Annotated in this window: 15 protein-coding genes; 9 read left to right on the forward strand and 6 right to left on the reverse strand. The window is 68.6% G+C overall.

What is annotated here, in order from left to right:
- The first annotated feature begins 3 nt into the window (after positions 1 to 3).
- The 4 genes from G4D83_RS05170 to G4D83_RS05185 all read left to right on the forward strand — a co-directional run bounded on the left by G4D83_RS05170 (position 4) and on the right by G4D83_RS05185 (position 5,088).
- Complete coding sequence (locus tag G4D83_RS05170) at positions 4 to 1,305, forward strand: TIGR02270 family protein (protein WP_240356161.1); 1,302 nt, start codon at positions 4 to 6, stop codon at positions 1,303 to 1,305.
- Between the two features lie 10 nt (positions 1,306 to 1,315).
- Positions 1,316 to 2,800, forward strand: a complete 1,485-nt coding sequence (locus tag G4D83_RS47175) for a DUF2169 family type VI secretion system accessory protein (protein ID WP_420826620.1) — start codon at positions 1,316 to 1,318, stop codon at positions 2,798 to 2,800.
- Between the two features lie 261 nt (positions 2,801 to 3,061).
- Complete coding sequence (locus G4D83_RS05180; RefSeq protein ID WP_163863396.1) at positions 3,062 to 4,180, forward strand: DUF4150 domain-containing protein; 1,119 nt, start codon at positions 3,062 to 3,064, stop codon at positions 4,178 to 4,180.
- Positions 4,181 to 4,185: 5 nt separating this feature from the next.
- Entirely contained in the window at positions 4,186 to 5,088 is a 903-nt protein-coding gene (locus G4D83_RS05185) for a hypothetical protein (protein ID WP_163863397.1), read from the forward strand.
- A 4-nt stretch (positions 5,089 to 5,092) separates the two neighbouring features.
- Here G4D83_RS05185 and G4D83_RS05190 read toward each other — a convergent pair whose 3' ends face one another.
- From G4D83_RS05190 to G4D83_RS05200, 3 genes are all read right to left on the reverse strand, one after another.
- Complete coding sequence (locus G4D83_RS05190; protein ID WP_163863399.1) at positions 5,093 to 5,668, reverse strand: GNAT family N-acetyltransferase; 576 nt, start codon at positions 5,666 to 5,668, stop codon at positions 5,093 to 5,095.
- A gap of 404 nt (positions 5,669 to 6,072) precedes the next feature.
- A complete protein-coding gene (locus G4D83_RS05195) occupies positions 6,073 to 6,510 on the reverse strand; it encodes an organic hydroperoxide resistance protein (protein WP_163863401.1) in 438 nt (145 codons plus the stop codon).
- Positions 6,511 to 6,806: 296 nt separating this feature from the next.
- Positions 6,807 to 8,414, reverse strand: a complete 1,608-nt coding sequence (locus G4D83_RS05200) for a S8 family serine peptidase (protein ID WP_163863403.1) — start codon at positions 8,412 to 8,414, stop codon at positions 6,807 to 6,809.
- 185 nt (positions 8,415 to 8,599) lie between these two features.
- On the opposite strand from G4D83_RS05200, the gene G4D83_RS05205 reads away from it, so the two are divergent.
- Both G4D83_RS05205 and G4D83_RS05210 read left to right on the forward strand, forming a co-directional pair.
- Complete coding sequence (locus tag G4D83_RS05205) at positions 8,600 to 9,385, forward strand: HipA family kinase (protein ID WP_163863404.1); 786 nt, start codon at positions 8,600 to 8,602, stop codon at positions 9,383 to 9,385.
- Positions 9,363 to 9,761, forward strand: coding sequence for a DUF3037 domain-containing protein (locus G4D83_RS05210; RefSeq protein ID WP_163863406.1), 399 nt, complete (start codon positions 9,363 to 9,365; stop codon positions 9,759 to 9,761). Before G4D83_RS05205 ends, G4D83_RS05210 begins: the two co-directional genes overlap by 23 nt.
- Before the next feature lie 18 nt (positions 9,762 to 9,779).
- On the opposite strand, the gene G4D83_RS05215 is transcribed toward G4D83_RS05210, so the two are convergent.
- The gene (locus G4D83_RS05215; protein WP_163863408.1) at positions 9,780 to 10,313 is read right to left on the reverse strand and encodes a hypothetical protein; all 534 of its coding nucleotides are present in this window, start codon (positions 10,311 to 10,313) and stop codon (positions 9,780 to 9,782) included.
- Between the two features lie 167 nt (positions 10,314 to 10,480).
- Positions 10,481 to 11,050, reverse strand: coding sequence for a hypothetical protein (locus tag G4D83_RS05220; RefSeq protein WP_163863410.1), 570 nt, complete (start codon positions 11,048 to 11,050; stop codon positions 10,481 to 10,483).
- A 261-nt stretch (positions 11,051 to 11,311) separates the two neighbouring features.
- Here G4D83_RS05220 and G4D83_RS05225 point away from each other — a divergent pair, with 261 nt between their 5' ends.
- Positions 11,312 to 12,310 carry an endonuclease/exonuclease/phosphatase family protein gene (locus G4D83_RS05225; protein WP_163863412.1) on the forward strand — a complete coding sequence of 333 codons (999 nt, stop codon included), beginning with the start codon at positions 11,312 to 11,314 and terminating at the stop codon, positions 12,308 to 12,310.
- 9 nt (positions 12,311 to 12,319) lie between these two features.
- Here G4D83_RS05225 and G4D83_RS05230 read toward each other — a convergent pair whose 3' ends face one another.
- Positions 12,320 to 13,243: a J domain-containing protein gene (locus tag G4D83_RS05230; RefSeq protein WP_163863413.1), complete on the reverse strand. Its 924-nt coding sequence runs from the start codon at positions 13,241 to 13,243 to the stop codon at positions 12,320 to 12,322.
- 137 nt (positions 13,244 to 13,380) lie between these two features.
- Between G4D83_RS05230 and G4D83_RS05235 the strand changes: the two genes are divergently transcribed.
- Together G4D83_RS05235 and G4D83_RS05240 are read left to right on the forward strand one after the other, a co-directional pair.
- Entirely contained in the window at positions 13,381 to 16,068 is a 2,688-nt protein-coding gene (locus tag G4D83_RS05235) for a M1 family aminopeptidase (RefSeq protein ID WP_240356162.1), read from the forward strand.
- Positions 16,069 to 16,307: 239 nt separating this feature from the next.
- Entirely contained in the window at positions 16,308 to 18,251 is a 1,944-nt protein-coding gene (locus G4D83_RS05240) for a PAS domain-containing sensor histidine kinase (RefSeq protein ID WP_163863415.1), read from the forward strand.
- Positions 18,252 to 18,260: the final 9 nt, after the last annotated feature.

The raw sequence follows: 18,260 nt of genomic DNA on the forward strand, positions 1-18,260 counted from the left end.
ACAATGCTTGCCAAGATGGCGCCTCCCTTCCTGGCAGACATCTACGAGGAGCACCTGGCCGAAGCAGCCTTCCGCTGGAGTCAGTGGGAGCGTGCCCTGGCGGCCCCGGACTACAATCTCGAGGAAACGGCGCGAGTGGAGGAGTTGCTGCTGGCGCACCTCGATGGGTTGGTATTGGGAGGCGCTCCCGTCGCCGATGAAGTACTGCGGCCGGCCCTGGATTCAGAGGAACCCCTGTACGGAGCATCTGCGCTGTGGGCCTTGCTCGAAGGCAACGTCAACTTCAGTGAAGCGGATGTGCTGGCGTTGTTGAGGACCTCCGCGCCTGAAAAGCCCGGCCCGCTAAAGCGGGTCCTGGAGTTGAGCGAGCAGCGCAGCGTGGACGATGCACTGTGCCCACTGCTGCAACCCCAAGCCACCGAGGCGCCACTCCAAGCACTGGCGCTCGACGTACAGGCCTTCCGTGGCGCGCTGCCCAAACAGTTGGCGCTGGACCTGCTCCAACACTCCGACCCTCGAGTCGTCGCCGCGGCACTCCGGGGGCTGTGTCCGCTGTCGGGTGATGTCGCCACCAGGGAGCTACCTCGGTTGCTTCTGGATGGTCACCCCGAGGTCCGTCAGGCCGCCATCGAGACTGGCATCATCTCAGGCTCGCGCATGGCATGGGCGCAGTGCCGCGCAGTCGCGGAGGAGCGCAAGGATGCCGGCCGCTGGGCATTGGTCCTGCTGGCTCAGAGCGGGGAGGAAGGGGACCTGCCGCGGGTCATCGAGTGCTCCAGAGTGGCGTCGCTGCGGGCCGACGCACTGCTGGCGCTGGGCTTCAGCGGACGGGTGCAGGCCGTGGAGGTCTGCCTGGAGTTGATGGCTCACGCTCCGCTGGCGGCCCTGGCTGGTGAAGCCTTCAGTGCCATCACGGGACTCCGTTTGGAGCAGCCCTATGTGCTGCTGCCGGAAGAACAAGACTTCTTGCCGCCCCTGGAGGAGGACCTGGCTCAAGAGCTGACGCTTCGTCCAGAAGATGCCTTGCCGGTGCCAGACGCGACGGCGGTGGCTGCCTGGTGGCGGGGAGCTCGCAAGGATTTCTCTCCAGGGACACGCTACCTGCGTGGGCGGGTTTTCAACACCGCGACGCTGCTGGAGGAACTCGAACAGGGTGTCATGCGAAGCAGGCCTGTCCATGCACTCAGCCTGGCCATCAGGACTCATGGGGGGCGGCGACTCCAGACTCGAGCTTTCACCCGAAGGCAGCGAGCCCAACTGCAAGAGGCTCGCGCCGCCCGGAGGGGCCATGCAGATCTCCCATAACACCACGGAGATGCAGGCCGGATTGTGTGTGGCCACGGACAAACATGCCCGCGCTCACTGCGTGGTGGTGGTCAAGGGCACGTTTGCCGCAGATGCGAGAGGCGAATTGAGGCTGTCGGAGGTGCAACGGCCTTTGGTGTATGCCGACGAGCATCAAGGCGATGCCGGGAGCACGAGCATTCGCCACGAGTGTGATTTTGCCCTCACAAAACCCCACTCGGAGGTGCTGGTGCATGGACATGCGGTCGCGCCAAAGGGCCGTCCGATAGAGCGCATGCTGGTGCGTCTCGAGCTTCCGGGGCGGCGAAAAGACCTGCTGGTGACAGGGGAGCGGCGCTGGGAGCGAGGCCTGCTGGGGCTGAGCGCCTCGCCGCCCAGGCCGTTCATCCGCATGCCCTTGGTGTACGAGCGCGCTTTTGGCGGCGCTGACCACTCCCATCCGGACCCGAAGCACCAGGGGGCCGACCTGCGAAATCCCGTGGGGTGCGGATTTCGAAAGAACCCGCGTGCGGCGGATGCCGTCGGTGCGCCACTGCCGAACCTTGAGCATCCGCAGCAGTCCCTCTCCAAGTGGGACGAGGCCCCGGTCCCAGTGGTGGGGATGGGCTCACTCGGGCGCGGATGGCAGCCGCGCATCGCGCATGCGGGCACGTATGACCAGCGCTGGCTCGATGAGGACTATCCCTTCCTGCCCAGGGATTTCGACACGCGCTATTTCCAATCCGCGCCCGAGGACCAGCAACTGCCTCGCTTGCGTGGCGGCGAGGTGCTGCGCTGCATGGGAATGACTGCGGCAGGGAGCTGGGGAGTGACGCTTCCGCGAATCGCGCTCCCTGTGACATTCCGCTTCCAGGACCGCTCGGCGCATGTCGAGCCCCAGATGGATACGGTGCTGTTGGACTGTGATGCCCAGGTCGTCACCGTGACGTGGAGAGCCTCCACTCCCCTGGGGAAGAAGCTGACTCAGCTCAAGGAAGTGTTCGTCGGGTCGTCTCCAACCAGGTGGGGTATCCGCCGAGTTGGTGCCGCAGATGCTGGCAAGGCTCCGAGAGGAGTACGGCTTGCGCCTCGATACCGTCCATTCTCGTGGCTTCCCCACAGGTGGGACCAGTGGCCTGCGAGCCTTGGCGGAGGCCCGCGCCCTGCTGGAGCGCGATGCCCACCTCCCAGGGTGTCTCGTGGCGAGCGTCGACTCTCTCGTCAATGCACCCGCCTTGGCCTGGCTGGCTCGGAATGGGCGTTTGAAGCGGCCTGGTCACTCGGATGGAGTGATTCCGGGGGAAGCCGCTGCGTGCGTCTTCGTGACGCGCAGACCCTTGGGGCAAGCCCCTTCCGTGGAGCTGGCCGGGTTGGGGTTCGCACAGGAGCATGCGACGCTCGATTCGGACGAGCCCCTTCGCGGTATTGGGGCAGCGCAGGCCAGCCGCCTGGCGCTGAGCGAGGCGGGACTCGACCTGAGCGAGGTCGACTTTCGTGTCGCGGACGCCTCGGGTGAGGGGTACGCATTCATGGAGGTGGCGCTGGCGTCGGCGCGGCTGTTGCGTGTACGCAAGGCGTCACTGCCACTGTGGCTGCCGGCGGAGTCGCTGGGAGAAACGGGGGCCGCGTCAGCCATCTTGGCGCTGGCTTTGGCCGTGGTGGGGATGCGTCGAGGCTATGCGCCAGGACGGCGGGCGCTCCTCAGTGTCACGAGCGATTCGGGAGACAGGGCAGCTGCCGTCCTGCGGACACGCGACGTAGAGGTGAGGGTCCGGCAATGAAGGAGGTCTATGCCAATGGCCATGAGATTGCCGCTCAGGCGGGCGGCGGGAAGGTGACGGCCGCCTTTCCGGATGTCTGCCTGAGTCCGCCCGCGCCACCGGCCGGACCGATTCCGGTGCCCTACCCCAACTCGTCCTTCTCCAAGGACATGAAGAACGGCAGCAAGTCCGTGATGATCGGCGGCAAGCCCGTGATGTTGCGCGACCAGTCCTACTACGCCACTTCGCCCTTAGGCGACGAGGCGGCCACGCGCAACTTCGGTGCAGGCGTCATCACGCATACGATAACGGGCAAGACCTACTTCAACTCCTGGTCGATGGATGTCCAGTTCGAGGGCAAGAACGTCCCCAGGCACGTCGACCTCACCACGTCCAACCATGGCAGCAACTCGAACGAGTCGGTGCCCATCCCGAACCTCTCCCAGAGTTCAGCGGCCAGCGGCGGTCAGGCCACCCGCGATGCCTGCCCATGTTGTGCTGGCCCGCTCCACGAGAACCAGAAGAACCCAGAGACTGGCGAGCCCTACGACACCATTCCAGAGGCTGATTTCTATCAGGGCATCGCCGGGCACTACATGAAGCGACGCTCGGAGATGCAGAAACTCCTGAATGAGTTGGCTGCCAGCAACAAGCCCCTGCCCGGGTGGGCCACCGAGCTCGCGAGCAACGACAAGAACCCCGCCTACCGAAGCCTGACAAAAAGCGACGTCATCATCGCCAAGGGGGACGCCTTCGAGGAGGACTGTGACAGTCTGCGGCAGCTCCGGGAGAAGAATCCCAACTGCCCCAATGTGCATCAGCCGCCAGACCAGGGGTGCGGCGTCCACTTCAAGGTCAAGCACGCGGGCAAGGCCAGCGAAGCCCGCAAGAGGTTTACGGATGGCGTGCGCAAGCAGTCCATCAAGCAGTGGAAAGAGAAGGGGTTCGACATCAAGAACAGCGAACAGGTGAACCACAAGACGCCGCTGGATGCAGGCGGATGTCCCGTGTCCATGAACAACCTCGTCCCTGATTCGGTGCTCAAGGGAGATTGCAAGGGCATTGAGGACCTGCAGACGCGGCTGCAAAACAACATCCCGGACAACGCCAAGGATCGTGCCGCGCTCTTCGCGTGACTCCCATGCGCCCTGCCTACCTCCGCCGCACCTTCATCGAGATTGGAGATGGCCTGCACTTCTCCAGTCCTCCTCCGCCTCACGTGGCGGAGCTCCGCAACCTCTCCAGTCGGGACCCCTGGCAGGTCCTGCCTTGCGCGCTCGCCAACCTCCAGCAAGGGCGATTCGAGGTCGCGACCAGGCTCGTCCACCTGATGCATGAGTCCCAGGACGCCGAGGTCTGGGATGCATGCACGCTCATGTTGTCCTTTGCCGCGCCCTACTCGGTCCTCCTCCAGTGGTGGGTGGGTTCATTGAGAAGGCTGCTCGGCCCCGAGCGCAGTCCGCACATCCAGCGGTACTTCTGCGAGGTCCTTGCTCATTCCGCGCTCACGGGGGGCGTGCCTCTCTTGATTGAGATCTACAGGGGGCTGGAGGACCGAGACGTCAAGGCGCAGCTTGAGGTCTATCTCTCGCAACTGTTGGAGGAGCAGCCCGGCCCCATCTGGAAAGGTCCCCGAGAGGAGCTGAAGTCCAATGGGTTGCCGCCGCCCTTCGAGGAGTCCGAGCGGGCCTTCATGGACGCCGAGTACCTTGCCCGGGTCGAGCAGGTATACCAAGGACTGGTCGCCAGCGAGAGGTTGGGTCCACGAGATGCGCTCCTGGAAGGGCAGCGGCTGAGCATCCGGGACATCTGCCGGCGCCTGCTGGCGCGCCTGCGCTCGAATGAGTACCCGGATCGAGTCGAACTGGGTCGGATGTTCTTCGAGACCACCACGGGACTGGACTGTGGGGCCTTCTTCGACGAGTCAGGCCAACTGCAACGGCTCACCGCAGCGGCCATCGTCGAGGAATTCCTCGCTCGTGACGGAGCTGACACGTACGAGCGAGGGCATCGCTACTTCTTCGGGCACCGGATTCCGGAGTGAGTAGTTAGTTGGAGATGAGCGGAGAGCCGCCGCCACTCACGCGCAAAGCACGCGGAGCTGGCCGGGGCGCCTGCTCCCGGAACTCGGCGGGTAGCGCCAGACGCAGGTACACGTAGCCCCCGGGCTGGGCCTCCATCGGCGGAAAGCCCGGCACGTCCAGCGCGCGGAAGCCGAGGGACTCCATGAGCGGGAGAGACGTCCCGGGCCCCGCGCGCACGCAGGTCTCAAGGTGGCGCAGCCCGTCCAGTCTCACGCCCTGACGGATGAGCTCCGTCATCGTCCAGCGCCCCACGCCCTCCCGACGATACTCCGGCGCGATGGCGCAGCTCACCCGCGCGTAGCGCTCCTCCCGGCGGATGTTCGTGAGCGCCGCGAGCCCGATGATGCCCGAGCCCCGCTCCGCCACCGCGAACAACCGCGTGCCTTCCGCCGCGCTCCACCGGCCGGGAGGATTGCCTCCCGCCTCCGGTCGCAACCAGCCGAAGAACTCCTCGATGTCGGGCTCCTCCAACAACATCCGCGCTGCCCCCGACACAGCCGCCCCTGCCACTTCCATCGGAATGAGCTGTCGCTCACGCATGCTGACTTCCCCCCTTCGAGCACTCCCCGACTTCAAGGGGCATGCCAGAGGGCCGGTGCGGGGCGCGCCATGTGGCCCGCGCAGAGGGGACGCGTCGAGGCGTGACGCATCCGCGTGTCACCAGCACGCGAACATCAGGACCGTTCTAGGGGAAACCCCGCGAGTACCACGGTGCACATCGTGGCCGTCGCGACACGGTGGCGCTCATGCGCCGCGCCAGGCTGGAGCATCCGCGCGCCAGAGTGGAGCACCCTGCACCATGATGGAACACGCACGTGCCGCTGCGTAACGGCGCGCGCACGTGCCGCCGCGTAACAGCGCTCGCACGCGTCACCGCGTAACAGCGCACGCACGTGCCGCCGCGTCACGGTCCACCCACGCGCCGCGGCGGCACGGACCCTTCACTACTCCGCGACGGACAGCTTCACGTCGATGTTGCCGCGCGTGGCGCGCGAGTACGGGCACACCTCGTGCGCCGCGTGCATCAGCTTCTCCGCCTCGTCACGGGGAATGCCCGGCAGGATGCCCTGGAGCTCCACCGCCAACCCGAACCCGCCGTCCGGCGTCTTGCCGATGGTGACATTCGCGGTGATGCCCACCTCGGGCCCCAGCTTCTTGCCACCCTTGCCCGCCACCAGCCGCAGCGCGCTCTCGAAGCAGGCCGAGTAGCCCGCCGCGAAGAGCTGCTCGGGGTTGGTCGCCGCGCCCCCCGCGCCCCCCAGCTCCTTGGGCATCGACAGCGACAGGTCGATGACCTTGTCCGACGACTGGACCTTGCCGTTGCGGCCTCCGTGGGTGGTGGCGTGGGCGGTGTACAGCGGCGAAATCGTGACGGGGGCCATGGTTCTCTCTCCTGGGATGCCAGCTCGGGTTCGATGAAGCGGAAACGACGCGTTCAGATAGCGGCGACACGGGACGGCGGGAGCCACTTCGCCGCGACTTCCGGCCCGCTCCGTTCAGCCCCCAACAACCGGGCCACCCCGTCTCCGACGGGCACCGCGTCCTGCGCCATGTCCTATGATTAGGGCTCAATTAAATTGCGCGCAATCAAATCGAACCCAAAAAAAGTCCCCGGGCCGCGAAGCTGGCGGCGACCGGGGACTTTTGACTCACCCTCTCGAGTGAGACGCGCGGAGGCTCAGCGCTCGGCGACCGTCGTGGGCGGCGTGGCGACGAACTCCTTGGCGGCCTTCACCGCGGCGGCGATATCCAGCTTGCCGCCGGTGCTCACCTTGCCCTTGAGGTCCGGGTCGACCTCCACCGTCTTCACCAGCAAGTCCCTCACCTGCGCGGCCGTCAGGTCCGGGTTCGCGGCGAACATCAGGGCCGCGGTGGCCGCCACCGTCGGGGTGGCCATGGAGGTGCCGCTCATCTTCTCCCAGTCGCCGCCGGGCACGGTGCTCAGCACGTCCTCGCCCACGGCGGCCAGCTCCACCACCTTGTCGCCGTGCGAGGAGAAGCGCGCCAGCTTGTCGTTGTTGCGGTCCATGGACGCCACGGTGATGACGTTGGGCAGGTCCAGGTTGGCGGGCATGTCCGCCACGTTGTTCATGTTGCTGCCGTTGCCGTTGGCCGTCGCCGCGACGAGCAGGATGTCCGCGTCCGCCAGCTTCTGCACCGCCGCCGTCCAGCGCTTCTGCGAGGCCGCGTCGCGGTACTCGTCACCGAAGCTGGCGTTGAGGGCCCGGATGTTGGCGCCGTGGTTCTGCTTCATGTTCACGATGTAGTCCACGCCGCGCTCGAAGTTGGTGAGCAGGTCCGCCCCGTCATACAGGCCGCCAATGCTCATCACCTTCGCCTTGCCAGCGGCGATGCCCGTGTTGCCCTGGCCGTTGTCCTCGGCGGCGATGATGCCGGCCACGTGCGTGCCGTGGTCCGTCCCGTCCCCCTTCATCACGTCGCCGCTGTTGAAGCCGACGTTGTAGCCGTGGATGTCGTCCTTCACGCCGTTGCCGTCGTTGTCGATTCCGTCGCCGGCAATCTCGTTCGGGTTGGTCCACATGGCGCTGTCCAGGTCGGCGTGCTTGAAGTCCACGCCGCCGTCGAACACCGCGACAATCGGCTCACCCGTGGGCTTCGGGGGCTTGGGGGGCTCCACCGGGCCCGCCGTCTTGCCAGCGACCTCCAGGCCCCAGTTCTTCAGCGTGCCCGTGTCAGCGCGCGCCTTGTCCTCCACGGACAGCGTCCACGTTCCCTTGGCCGACTCGCCCTTGAAGGCGGTGCTCAGGTCGAACGTGCCCTTCACGTCGTCCGCGCTGCCACCCTGGCGGTCCGACACCGTCGCCGTCTTGCCGGACGGGCTGGTCAGCTTCACCACCAGGTCGCCCTTGTACGTGTGCGCCAGGTCCAGGTTCAGCTTCAGCGAGTCCAGCGCCACGTCCTGGTCGAAGCTGACCGTGGACGTCACCGCCTGGAGGTCCTTCACCGCCGCGTTCGGCGTGGCGGAGGCCGTCAGCGTGACGGGCGTGGACGCCTCGCGGCCCGCGAGGGCGAGCTTGCCGGGGCCGAAGGCGAAGGCCGTGGCCGGCAGCACCGGGGCGCTCGGGTCCGGACGGTGGCCCGTGGGACGGTCCACGAAGTTGGTGGGACGAGACGCCGTCTTTCCGGAGTCGAAGCCGTCAGTGCCGTTCTTGCCGGGCCGGGCCACCACGCGGGACTCGGTCGTCGCGGGCGTCTCCGGGCGGGTGGCCTCGCCGGTACGGGTGATGGGCGACGGGAGCGACGTGGGCTTGCGGGTGACGGTCATGGTGGGCTCCGTGGGGGATCGGAATCGAACGGCCTGTCACCCATTGTCGCACCCCGTCAGATGCAGTTTCCTCGGAACTGCTTTTTCCACTATCGGTGAAACCCTTCAGGAACATGGGGGCGTGGTAGAGGGCGGCCCCTGGGCCAGGGTCGGAAGGCCGGCCCGAGCGAGGACGGGAGCGGAGGATGCCGAGGACCATCGTCGCCACGCGTTATGTGACGCCCTTGCGCGAGGGGGGCTCGCTGCCCGCCATCGTCGAGGCGGACGACGCGGGGTTGTACGTCGTGAAGTTCCGGGGTGCCGGACAGGGCGCCAAGGCGCTCATCGCGGAGTTCATTGCCGCGGAGCTGGCGAAGGCGGCGGGCCTGCGCGTGCCGGAGATGGTGCTGGTGGACCTGGACCCGGCGCTGGGCCGCAACGAGCCGGACAGCGAGATTCGGGAGCTGCTCAAGGCGAGCGCGGGGCTGAACCTGGCGCTGGACTACCTGCCGGGCTCGGTGACGTTCGACCCGGTGGCGGGCCCGGCGCCGGACCCGGCCGTGGCCTCCGGGCTCGTCGCGTTCGACGCGTTCATCACCAACGTGGACCGCACGCCGAAGAACCCCAACCTCCTGTGCTGGCACCGGGAGCTGTGGCTCATCGACCACGGCGCCTCGCTCTACTTCCACCACGCGTGGGTGGACTGGGAGGAGCGCAGCCAGAGCCGCTTCGCCCCCATCAAGGACCATGTGCTGCTGCCGTGGGCGACCGCGCTGCCGGAGGCCCACGCCACCCTGAAGGCCCGCCTCACCCGCGAGCTGATGGAGGCCATCGTCGCCGGAATCCCCGAGGGCTGGCTCCAGGCCGCCGAGTCCCCCTTCCCCACCGTGGACGCGCACCGCGCGGGCTATGTCACCTGGCTGAGCAAGCGCATCGAGGCCCTGCCGGCCTTCATCGAGGAGGCGACGCGTGCCCGCGCACAGCTCGTTTGACTACGCCATCATCCGCGTCGTTCCTCGCGTGGAGCGCGGAGAGTTCATCAACGTGGGCGTCGTCCTCTTCTGCACCACGCAGCGCTTCCTCGGCGCCCGCGTGGAGCTGGACGAGGCGCGCTTGAGGGCGCTCGCGCCCGACATGGACGTGGACACCGTGCGCTGCCACCTGGACAGCTTCCGCCGCGTCTGCGAGGGCGGCAAACACGCGGGCCCCATCGGCCAGCTCCCGCAGAAGGAGCGCTGGCACTGGCTGGTGGCTCCGCGCAGCACCATCCTCCAGACGGGGCCGGTGCACTCGGGACTCAGCCAGGAGCCGCAGCAGGCCCTGGAGCACCTGCTGGACACCATGGTGCGCGTGAAGCGCGCGCCGTGACGCGCGCGGACCGGGCGCCTACTTCACGCGGCGCCCGGTGAAGCGCATGACGTAGGTGCACGTGCCGCCGCCAGGGATGCGCTCCTCCCGGACGTCGACGAAGCCGTGGATGGCGTCATCCTCCAGCGAGTCATTGTCCACGTAGTAGCGCAGCACGTACCTCGCGAGTGCGTCCGCTGGCAGGGTCCGTGTGGTGATATCCACGAACTGGAACGGTCCTCCCGCGGATGACGTGCCCGGGAAGACGATGGGCTCGTCGTGTCGGCCATAGTCCAGGCCCCCCTGACCGAAAATCCCATCCAGGAAGTCAAAGTGCACGGAGGGCACCTCGATACGGGTCGAGCGCATGTCGTCCGCCCGGAAGGTCCATTGCTGCCGCATCTCCATGGGCTGGGGAGGGCCTCTTCCCGCCTCGCCGTCCTCACACGAGTAGGGGATGGCGCTCGCGTCCTCGGCGTTCAACTCCACGTCGTAGACACTCTCCTTGAAGCCGCCGCAGCCCACCGCCAGCACCAGGAACGACACACCCAACCAACCCGCGTTTCCAGACATCGACCTGCCTCCTTTGACCAGATGCGGCTCGCACGAGAGCACGCTTCCGGAAACGTGGGGATGGAAAGACCTCAGCCAACAACTACAAGCAGAGTCAGACCGCCAGTGGCTTGCCCCTGGCGAAAACATGTTTCAGGCGGGTGGGCGCCGTGACACACGCGGGGCGCCTACTTCACGCGGCGCCCGGTGAACTGGACCTTGGAGGTGCACTCCTCCAGGTCCACCGCGTCGGTTCCGGCGCCCGTGTAGGTCGTGCGGCGCACGTCGATGAAGCCCTCGATGGTGTCGTCCTCCAGCGAGTCGTTGGCGATGTAGAAGCGCACCACGTAGTTCACCGACGTCGCCTCCTCGCCCTCCAATGGACGGGTGAAGATGTCGATGTATTGGAATGGCCCGCTGTCGGAGGTCGTCCCGCCGAGGACATCCGGCCCGCCATCATCGTCGAGGGTGGCACGGTCTCCTCCCGGCAGGGTGAATTCGAAGTCGGGCACCTCCAGGCTCGTGGCGCCGAATCGCTCCGCGCGCACAATCCAGCGTTGCTGGAGGGCCAGCCCCGAGGGTCCCCCGGTGCCCGGCACCGGCTCGGGGTCCTCCAGCGTCTTGTCGATGCACACGTAGGGGACGGCCTCGGCCTGGGCCTGGTCCAGCGTGATGTCGTACTGCTCCTGCTCGAACGAGTCGCAGCCGGTCAGCACCAGCGCCAGCGACAAGCCCCACGTCCCCACGGCCTTGAACATCGATGGTCCTCCTGGAGGGATGCCCCACGTCGCCCGTGCCGGCCCTGCGCGCGTGGGATGTCCGCCACCTTGTCGGGCAGGCGGGCGCCTTCATCGTTCCGGGGGACAGGAAAGCACGACCTCGGGCGGCGGGGAATTCACACGGGGCGCGGGCCGAAAGGTCGACTGTCTGACGGGAGGCCCACCAGCGAGGAATGGGGGGCGCGAACGCCAGGATGTGAGTACCTTCTTCCTGTGCCCGGGACGGGCACGGACCCGCGTATGCCCGACTCCTCGTTGCGAATCGTCACGTACAACGTCCGCTATTTCGGGCACATGCTCCGGGGCCTGGCGAGCACCATGGGGCCCAAGCGCCGCGTGGCCGCCGCGCTCGCGGCGCTGGAGCCGCTGCCGGACGTCGTGTGCCTCCAGGAGGTGGAGACAACGTCGTTGCGCAGCACCATCGCCCACCGGCCCAAGCTGCCCGGTGAGACGCAGTTGATGGCCTTCATGGGGCGCATGGAGGAGATCTTCACCGCCCAGGGCCGGGAGATGCCCTACGAGGCGTTCTACTTCCGCGCGCACCACTACAAGCTGGGCGAGGTGTCCATCTACACCACGGGGCTCGCGGTGCTCGTCAACAAGCGCACCCTCCAGGTGGACAAGCACAACGTGGACGCACCCCAGTCCATCACCCACCACCACGTGCAGCGCCTCAAGGACCGCAAGCAGAGCCGCATCTGCGCGCACATGCGCCTGCTGCGACGCGAGGACAACCGCCCCTTCCACGTCTTCAACACGCACCTGAGCCTGCCCACGCCCTTCGCCCGGGAGTTCTGGTCCACCAAGGACAAGATGGGCTGCGGCGTCAACCAGCTCCACGAGGCGCGCAAGCTGGCGGACTTCGTGGGCACCCTCTCCGCCAACGAGCCCTTCGTCGTCTGCGGGGACTTCAACTCGCCGCCAGCCACGCCCGTGTTCCGCTACCTCACCGGCGACGTGCGCCTCACCTGCGCCCAGGCCGCCGTCGGGCAGATTGACCCCACCGTGTCACGGGGCTTTCCCACCGCGGGCTTCATGCACATGCGCATGCACCTGGACCACATGTTCTCAGGGGGCGGCGTGCGCTGGCTGGACACCCACGAGACGAGCCCCTTCGGGGACCTCAAGAGCCGCTTCCACGGGCTGTCGGACCACATGCCCATCGTCGCGCGCTTCGCACTGGAGTCCGCGCCCGCCATCCTCGCCCTACCAGGCGCGCCCGCGGCCGACGTGGGCTGACGCGCGCGCTCACCGGTCGGACTTCAGCTCGACCTCCACCTCTTCCCACGCCGCCAGGATTTCGCGCGTGCGGCGTTCCGCCAGCTCCTGGAACTCCGGCGCCAGGTGGGAGACCTTGTCCGGGTGGTACCCGGCGATGAGCGCGCGGAACGCCTTGCGCGCCTCGTCCAACGTCATGTCCCGCGCGAGCCCCAGCACCGCCCAGGCGTCCTTCCGCGCCGGCTCGCGCGGCGGCGGGGCCCGGGTGCCGCGAGGCGGCGTCGCCTCCGAGTCCGTCGCGTGCGCCTCTCGCGGGTCATGACCCGATGCATCATCCCAGGGCTTCGACGACTCCGAGGCGGAGGTCCGCTCGGGCCTGACGCGCCGGCTGCCTGCGCTCCCCGCGCGCTGGCGCCAGCCTCCCTCGTCCGGTGGGGGGCCTGACGCGTCGGAGTCGACGGGGGCTCCGGTGCTCGCCGGGCGTCGGGGAGACCGGGGGGCGCGCTCCGGACGCTTCGTGCCGGGCTTCCTCGCCGGGTCCGGCGGAGCGACTCGCGAGGTGAGCTGGCTGAGCGCGTCCTCCAGGAACCACAAGTCGTTCGCGGGCAGGCCGTGCTTGCGCACCACGGTGCGCGGCCGTCCGTCCTCCAGCAGGAGATAGCCACTGGTGACGGCGTACGCGTCGTCCCGACTCTCCGGGTAGAGCCGGTCGCCCAAATCTCCCAGGGGGTCCCTCCACATGCCGTCCGCCGTGCCCTCGTCGGCCACGAGCACCTGCGTCAAGACGCGGCCGTGGAGGAACTCCAGGGTGGCGAAGGGCTCGCGCGCCTCCGGGGAGCGCATGGCCGGACCATGACGCACCCCGGTGACGAGCAACAGTCCTCGCGTCCCATCCACATGGGCGAAGAGCTGCTCGCGCACCTGCTTGTCTGAGAAGAAGAGAACGAACTGCACGGTGGACAACGTAGTCCGAAGCGCCCCCTCCCGGCAGGCGATACGTCCGGTGTCCTCGCGAGAGGGTGCAGGGTGGAACAGTGCGACGAAACACCGTCTCGACGGTGGCTCGCGCTTGGGAAAGAGTCGGGCTGCTTATGCGCTGCTGCCACCGTCACTCCTCCGAGCCCGCCCTCCCCCAGTCCCGCGCCTTTGGCCTCCCTGGCGCCACCGAGCACTATGCCGCGGAGCGTCCCATCCGCGCCGAGCACGTCCGCATCGAGCTGGAGCTCGACTTCGAGCAAGGCTCCGTCGCGGGCGTCTGCACCACCCGCGTCTCCGCGGTCCGCTCGCTGTCCACCCTCACCTTCGACGCCGTGGACCTGGACGTGTCGAGCGTCCTCGTCGAAGGGAAACCCGCTCGATTCTCCAACTCCGGCACGCACGTGCGCGTGGACCTGCCCACGCCACTGGAGCCGGGCCACGCCGTGGAGGTGGCCGTCCACTACGCCGCCCGCCCGCGCCGGGGCCTCTACTTCTGGGGACCGGAGGCGGCCTATCCGGACCGGCCCCGTCAGGCGTGGACGCAGAACCAGGACACCGACGCGCGCTGCTGGTTTCCCTGCCTGGACACGCCCGCGCAGAAGGCCACCTCGGAGCTCATCGCCACCTTCCCCGAGGGACTGACGGCGCTGTCCAACGGCGTGCTCGTGAGTGACAGTGCCCAGGGCGGCCGCCGCACGCAGCACTTCCGCATGGAGCAGCCGCACGCGCCCTACCTCGTCACGCTCGCCGTGGGTGACTTCGAGGAGCTCACCGACACGTCGGGCACGGTGCCGCTGCGCTACCTCTTCCCGCGCGGCCGGCGCGAGGACGCGCTGCGCTGCGTGCGCCGCACTCCGGAGATGATTCGTGTGTTCCAGGAGGCCACCGGCGAGCCCTACCCGTGGAGCGGCTACGCGCAGGTGTTCCTCACCGAGTTCATCTTCGGCGGCATGGAGAACACCACCGCCACCAGCCTCACCGACTCCGTCCTCCACGACGCGCGCGCTCACGCCGACTACAACGCGGAGCCGCTCATCTCCCACGAGCTGGCGCACCAGTGGTTTGGAGATTTGCTCACCTGCCGCGACTGGCCGCACGGCTGGCTCAACGAGGGCTTCGCCACCTGGTTCGAGGTGCTCTGGAAGGAGCGCGCCGACAGCCAGGACGAGGCCGACCAGCACCGCCTCTCGGACCTGGAGGCGTACCTGGGCGAGGTGAAGGAGCGCTACGCGCGCCCCATCGTCTCGCGCCGCTTCCACGCGCCGCTGGATGTCTTCGACCGGCACCTCTACGAGAAGGGCGGCCTGGTCCTCCACGAGCTGCGCCGCCGCCTGGGTGACGACCTGTTCTTCCGCGGCCTGCGCCACTACGTCTCCCGCCACCGCCACGGCTCGGTGGAGACGGTGGACCTGGCGCGCGCCTTCGAGCAGGCCACCGGCCACAACCTGGATGCGTTCTTCGACCAGTATGTCTTCGCCCCTGGCCACCCGGAGCTCAAGGTGGAGGTGCGCTACGAGGCCGAGGACCGGCGCCTGCGCCTCAAGGTGAGGCAGACGCAGCGCACCGACGCCGGCACGCCCCTGTTCCGCCTGCCGCTGGACGTCCGCGTCACCGTCGACGGCCAGGACACCGTGCACCGCATGGAGGTGACGGACGCGGAGCACTTCTTCCACCTGCCGTGCGCCGCCGCTCCCACGCAGGTGCGCGTGGACCCGCGCCGCGACGTGCTCGGCACGCTGGACGTGGACAAGTCCGTGGGCCTCTGGCTGGAGGAGCTGCGCGCCGCGCCCGAGTCCCGCGCGCGCACCGAGGCCGCGCACGCGCTGGGCCGCGACGGAGGCTTCCGCGCCGTGGAGGCGTTGGGCAAGGCCCTCACGGATTCGCGCCTGTTCTGGGGCACCCGCGCAGCCAGCGCCAGGGCCCTGGGCCGCATCCGCACGCCCGAGGCCCGCGCGCGACTGCTCCTGGCCCTGCGCGCCGAACACCCCCGCGTGCGTCGCGCCGTGGTGGCCGCGCTGGGCGAGTTCCGCCGCGACGCGGAGGTCATCGCGCTCCTCCGCGCGCTCTTGCAATCTGGAGACACCAGCTACTTCGTGGAGGCGGAGGCCGCGCGCAGCTATGGCAAGCTGCGGGCCGCGGATGCGCTGACGGTGCTGGAGACGGCCTCCACGCGCGCGTCGTTCCAGGACGTCATCGCCGTGGGCGCCATGGACGGGCTCGCCGAGTCGCAGGACCCCGCAGCCTTCACGCTGGTGGAGGCGCGCACCGCGTATGGTCAGCCCGCCTTCCTGCGCCGCGCCGCCACCCAGGCGGTGGCGAAGCTGGCGGAAGTCGCGGGCCGACAGCGCGAGGCCGTGGACCTGCTCACGGAGCTGCTGCGGGATTCGATGTTCCGCGTGCAGATGGGCGTCTTCGAGGCCGCGAGGACGCTCGGAGACCGGCGCCTCGTCCCTGCTCTGGAGGGAACGCCGCTGAGCGATGCCCGGGCCCGGCGCGCCGCTCGGGAGACGGTGCGCGCGCTGCGCGAGGGTGAGCCTCAAGCGCGCGAGCTGGCCGCGCTGCGCGAGGAGGTGGACGCGTTGAAGGATGCGACGCGCGCGCTGCGCGAGCGACTGGAGGTGCTCTCCCCCTCGCCTGACATGAAGGACTCCGTGGCGACGGGGCGCGTGAAGAAGCAGGCTCCAGCCCCTCGGGGCCAGCAGGCCTCGCCCCGTGGCAAGCAAGCCTCATCGCGCACGAGCAAGCAGGCCTCGGCTCGCAAGAAGGCGGGCAAGCCTGACGCCGGGGGTCGCCGACGCTAGGGCCCGCGCACGTCCACCGCTGTCTCCTGTCGACCGCTGTCGAACGTCGACCGCCTTCGCGCCTCCACGCTGCCCAGCACACGAACGTGCCGGGCGTGTGACTCCCGGGCAGGTCCTGGACGCGCCCGCCGCGTCGGATGGCTACCTGTAGGGAAAGGAAAGGCAATCCCTCGCGGGAGACACGTCGTGGGAACCCGTGCCGGAAGCGGGAGGGGCCCCACGAGGCCCCAGGGGAACACATGGCCAGAGCCAACGAGGAGCTCAGCGCCTGGCTGGATGCCGCCGTCGACCCCATGGTCGCCTGCGACGCGCACGAGCATGTGTACTTCCTCAACCGCGCGGCCGAGCAGTTGTTCGCCTGGAAGCGCGAGGACCTCCACGGCCAGCCCGTCTCCCGCCTCTTCCCGGAGCGCGTGAGCCACCATGAAGGCCAGAGCCTGGTGCGCTACCTGCTGTCGCGCAGGGACGCCCTGGAGGGACGCCCCACCCGCGTCTTCGCGCAACGAAGCGACGGCGCGGAAGTCCTGGTGGAGCTCACCGTGGGCGCGTCGGGCCAGGGGGACGACGAGCGCATCGTCATCAGCCTCCGCCGCCTGCACGAAGTCATCGACACCCTCCGCGAGCCGCTGGAGCACCCTCGCCATGAGGCGGAGGCGAGCCTCGTCGAGACGCGGGTCCGTGGGGATGACCTCTACCGGCTGGTGGTGGAGAACGCTCCCCTGGGCATCTTCCACTACGACACCACGCCCGTCGTCACCGCCTGCAACGAGCGCCTGGTCACCATCCTCGGCTCCACCAAGCGCATCATCGTGGGACTCAATCTCCTGTCCTTGCGCGACGAGGCGATGATGCGCTGCGTGCGCGAGTCGCTCGCGGGTCGGGGCGCGGACTACGAGGGCAACTACGCCTCCGTCACCGGACACAAGGTGACGCCCGTCCACGTACGCTTCGCGCCCTGCTACAACGACTCGGGCGTCGTCGAGGGAGGCGTGGGCATCGTCGAGGACGTCTCCCAGCGGCGGCTCGCGGAGCGGGAGCGCGACGAGGGCATGGCCCTGCTCACCACGCTCTTCGACAGCGCGCCCGTGGGCCTGGGCTTCATCGACACGCGGCTGCGCTACGTGCGCGTCAACGAGCGACTGGCGAACATCAACGGCAAATCCCCCGAGGAGCACCTGGGCAAGGACCCCCACCAGGTGCTGGGGCCCGGCGGTCCCGCCGTCGAGCTCATGTTGCGACACGTGCTCGACACGGGCGAGCCCGTGGTGGAGGAGGAAGTGGACACCTCCCTCATCGGCTCGCCCGGCCCCCGACGCCTGCTCGCGGGGAGCTGCTATCCGGTGCGTGCCCCCGACGGGCGCATGCTGGGCGTGGGCGTGCTGGTGGAGGACATCACCCGGCGCAAGCTGGCCGAGGAGGAGCGCGAGAAGCTGTACCACGAGGCCCAGCAAGCCATCCGCGTGCGCGACGACTTCCTGTCCATCGCCTCGCATGAGCTGAAGACACCCCTCACCCCGCTGAGCCTCCGGCTGGCGACCCTGGAGCGCAAGCTGGAGCGGGGAGAGAGCGTGGACCCCACCACCCTGCGCCACGCGCGTCAGCACCTGCTGCGGATGACGGGGCTCATCAATGACTTGCTGGATGCGTCGCGCATCGAAGCGGGCCGACTCGCGCTGCACCCGCAGGCCACGCGCATGGACAGTCTGGTGGAGCATGTCCTCCAGGCCATGGACGCGCAGCGCGCCGGCCACGAGCTGCGCTACGTGCACCCCGAGGACGCCGTGCAGGTGTTCGTGGACCCGTACCGGCTGGAGCAGGTCATCTCCAACCTGGTGGAGAACGCGTTCAAGTACAGCCCCGACGGCGGCGTCATCCAGGTGACGCTGGAGACGCACGGGGAGCTGGCGCTGCTGGCGGTGAAGGACCCGGGCATCGGCATCCCCGTGGACCAGCAGACGCAGCTCTTCGAACGCTACTTCCGCGCGCGCAACGTCTCCTCGCGCTCGTATGGCGGCCTGGGCCTGGGCCTGTACATCAGCCGCGACATCGTCGAGCGCCACGGCGGCCGCATCTGGGTGGAGAGCCAGGTCGGCCAGGGGTCCACCTTCCACATCGCCCTGCCGCTGCTCAGTGGCACCTCCGCCCACCCGGCCGTGAGCCAGCCGGACCAGCACGTTCACTGAAGCTCCGTC

This window comes from Myxococcus eversor (genome assembly GCF_010894455.1).
Taxonomy (GTDB): Bacteria; Myxococcota; Myxococcia; order Myxococcales; family Myxococcaceae; genus Myxococcus; species Myxococcus eversor.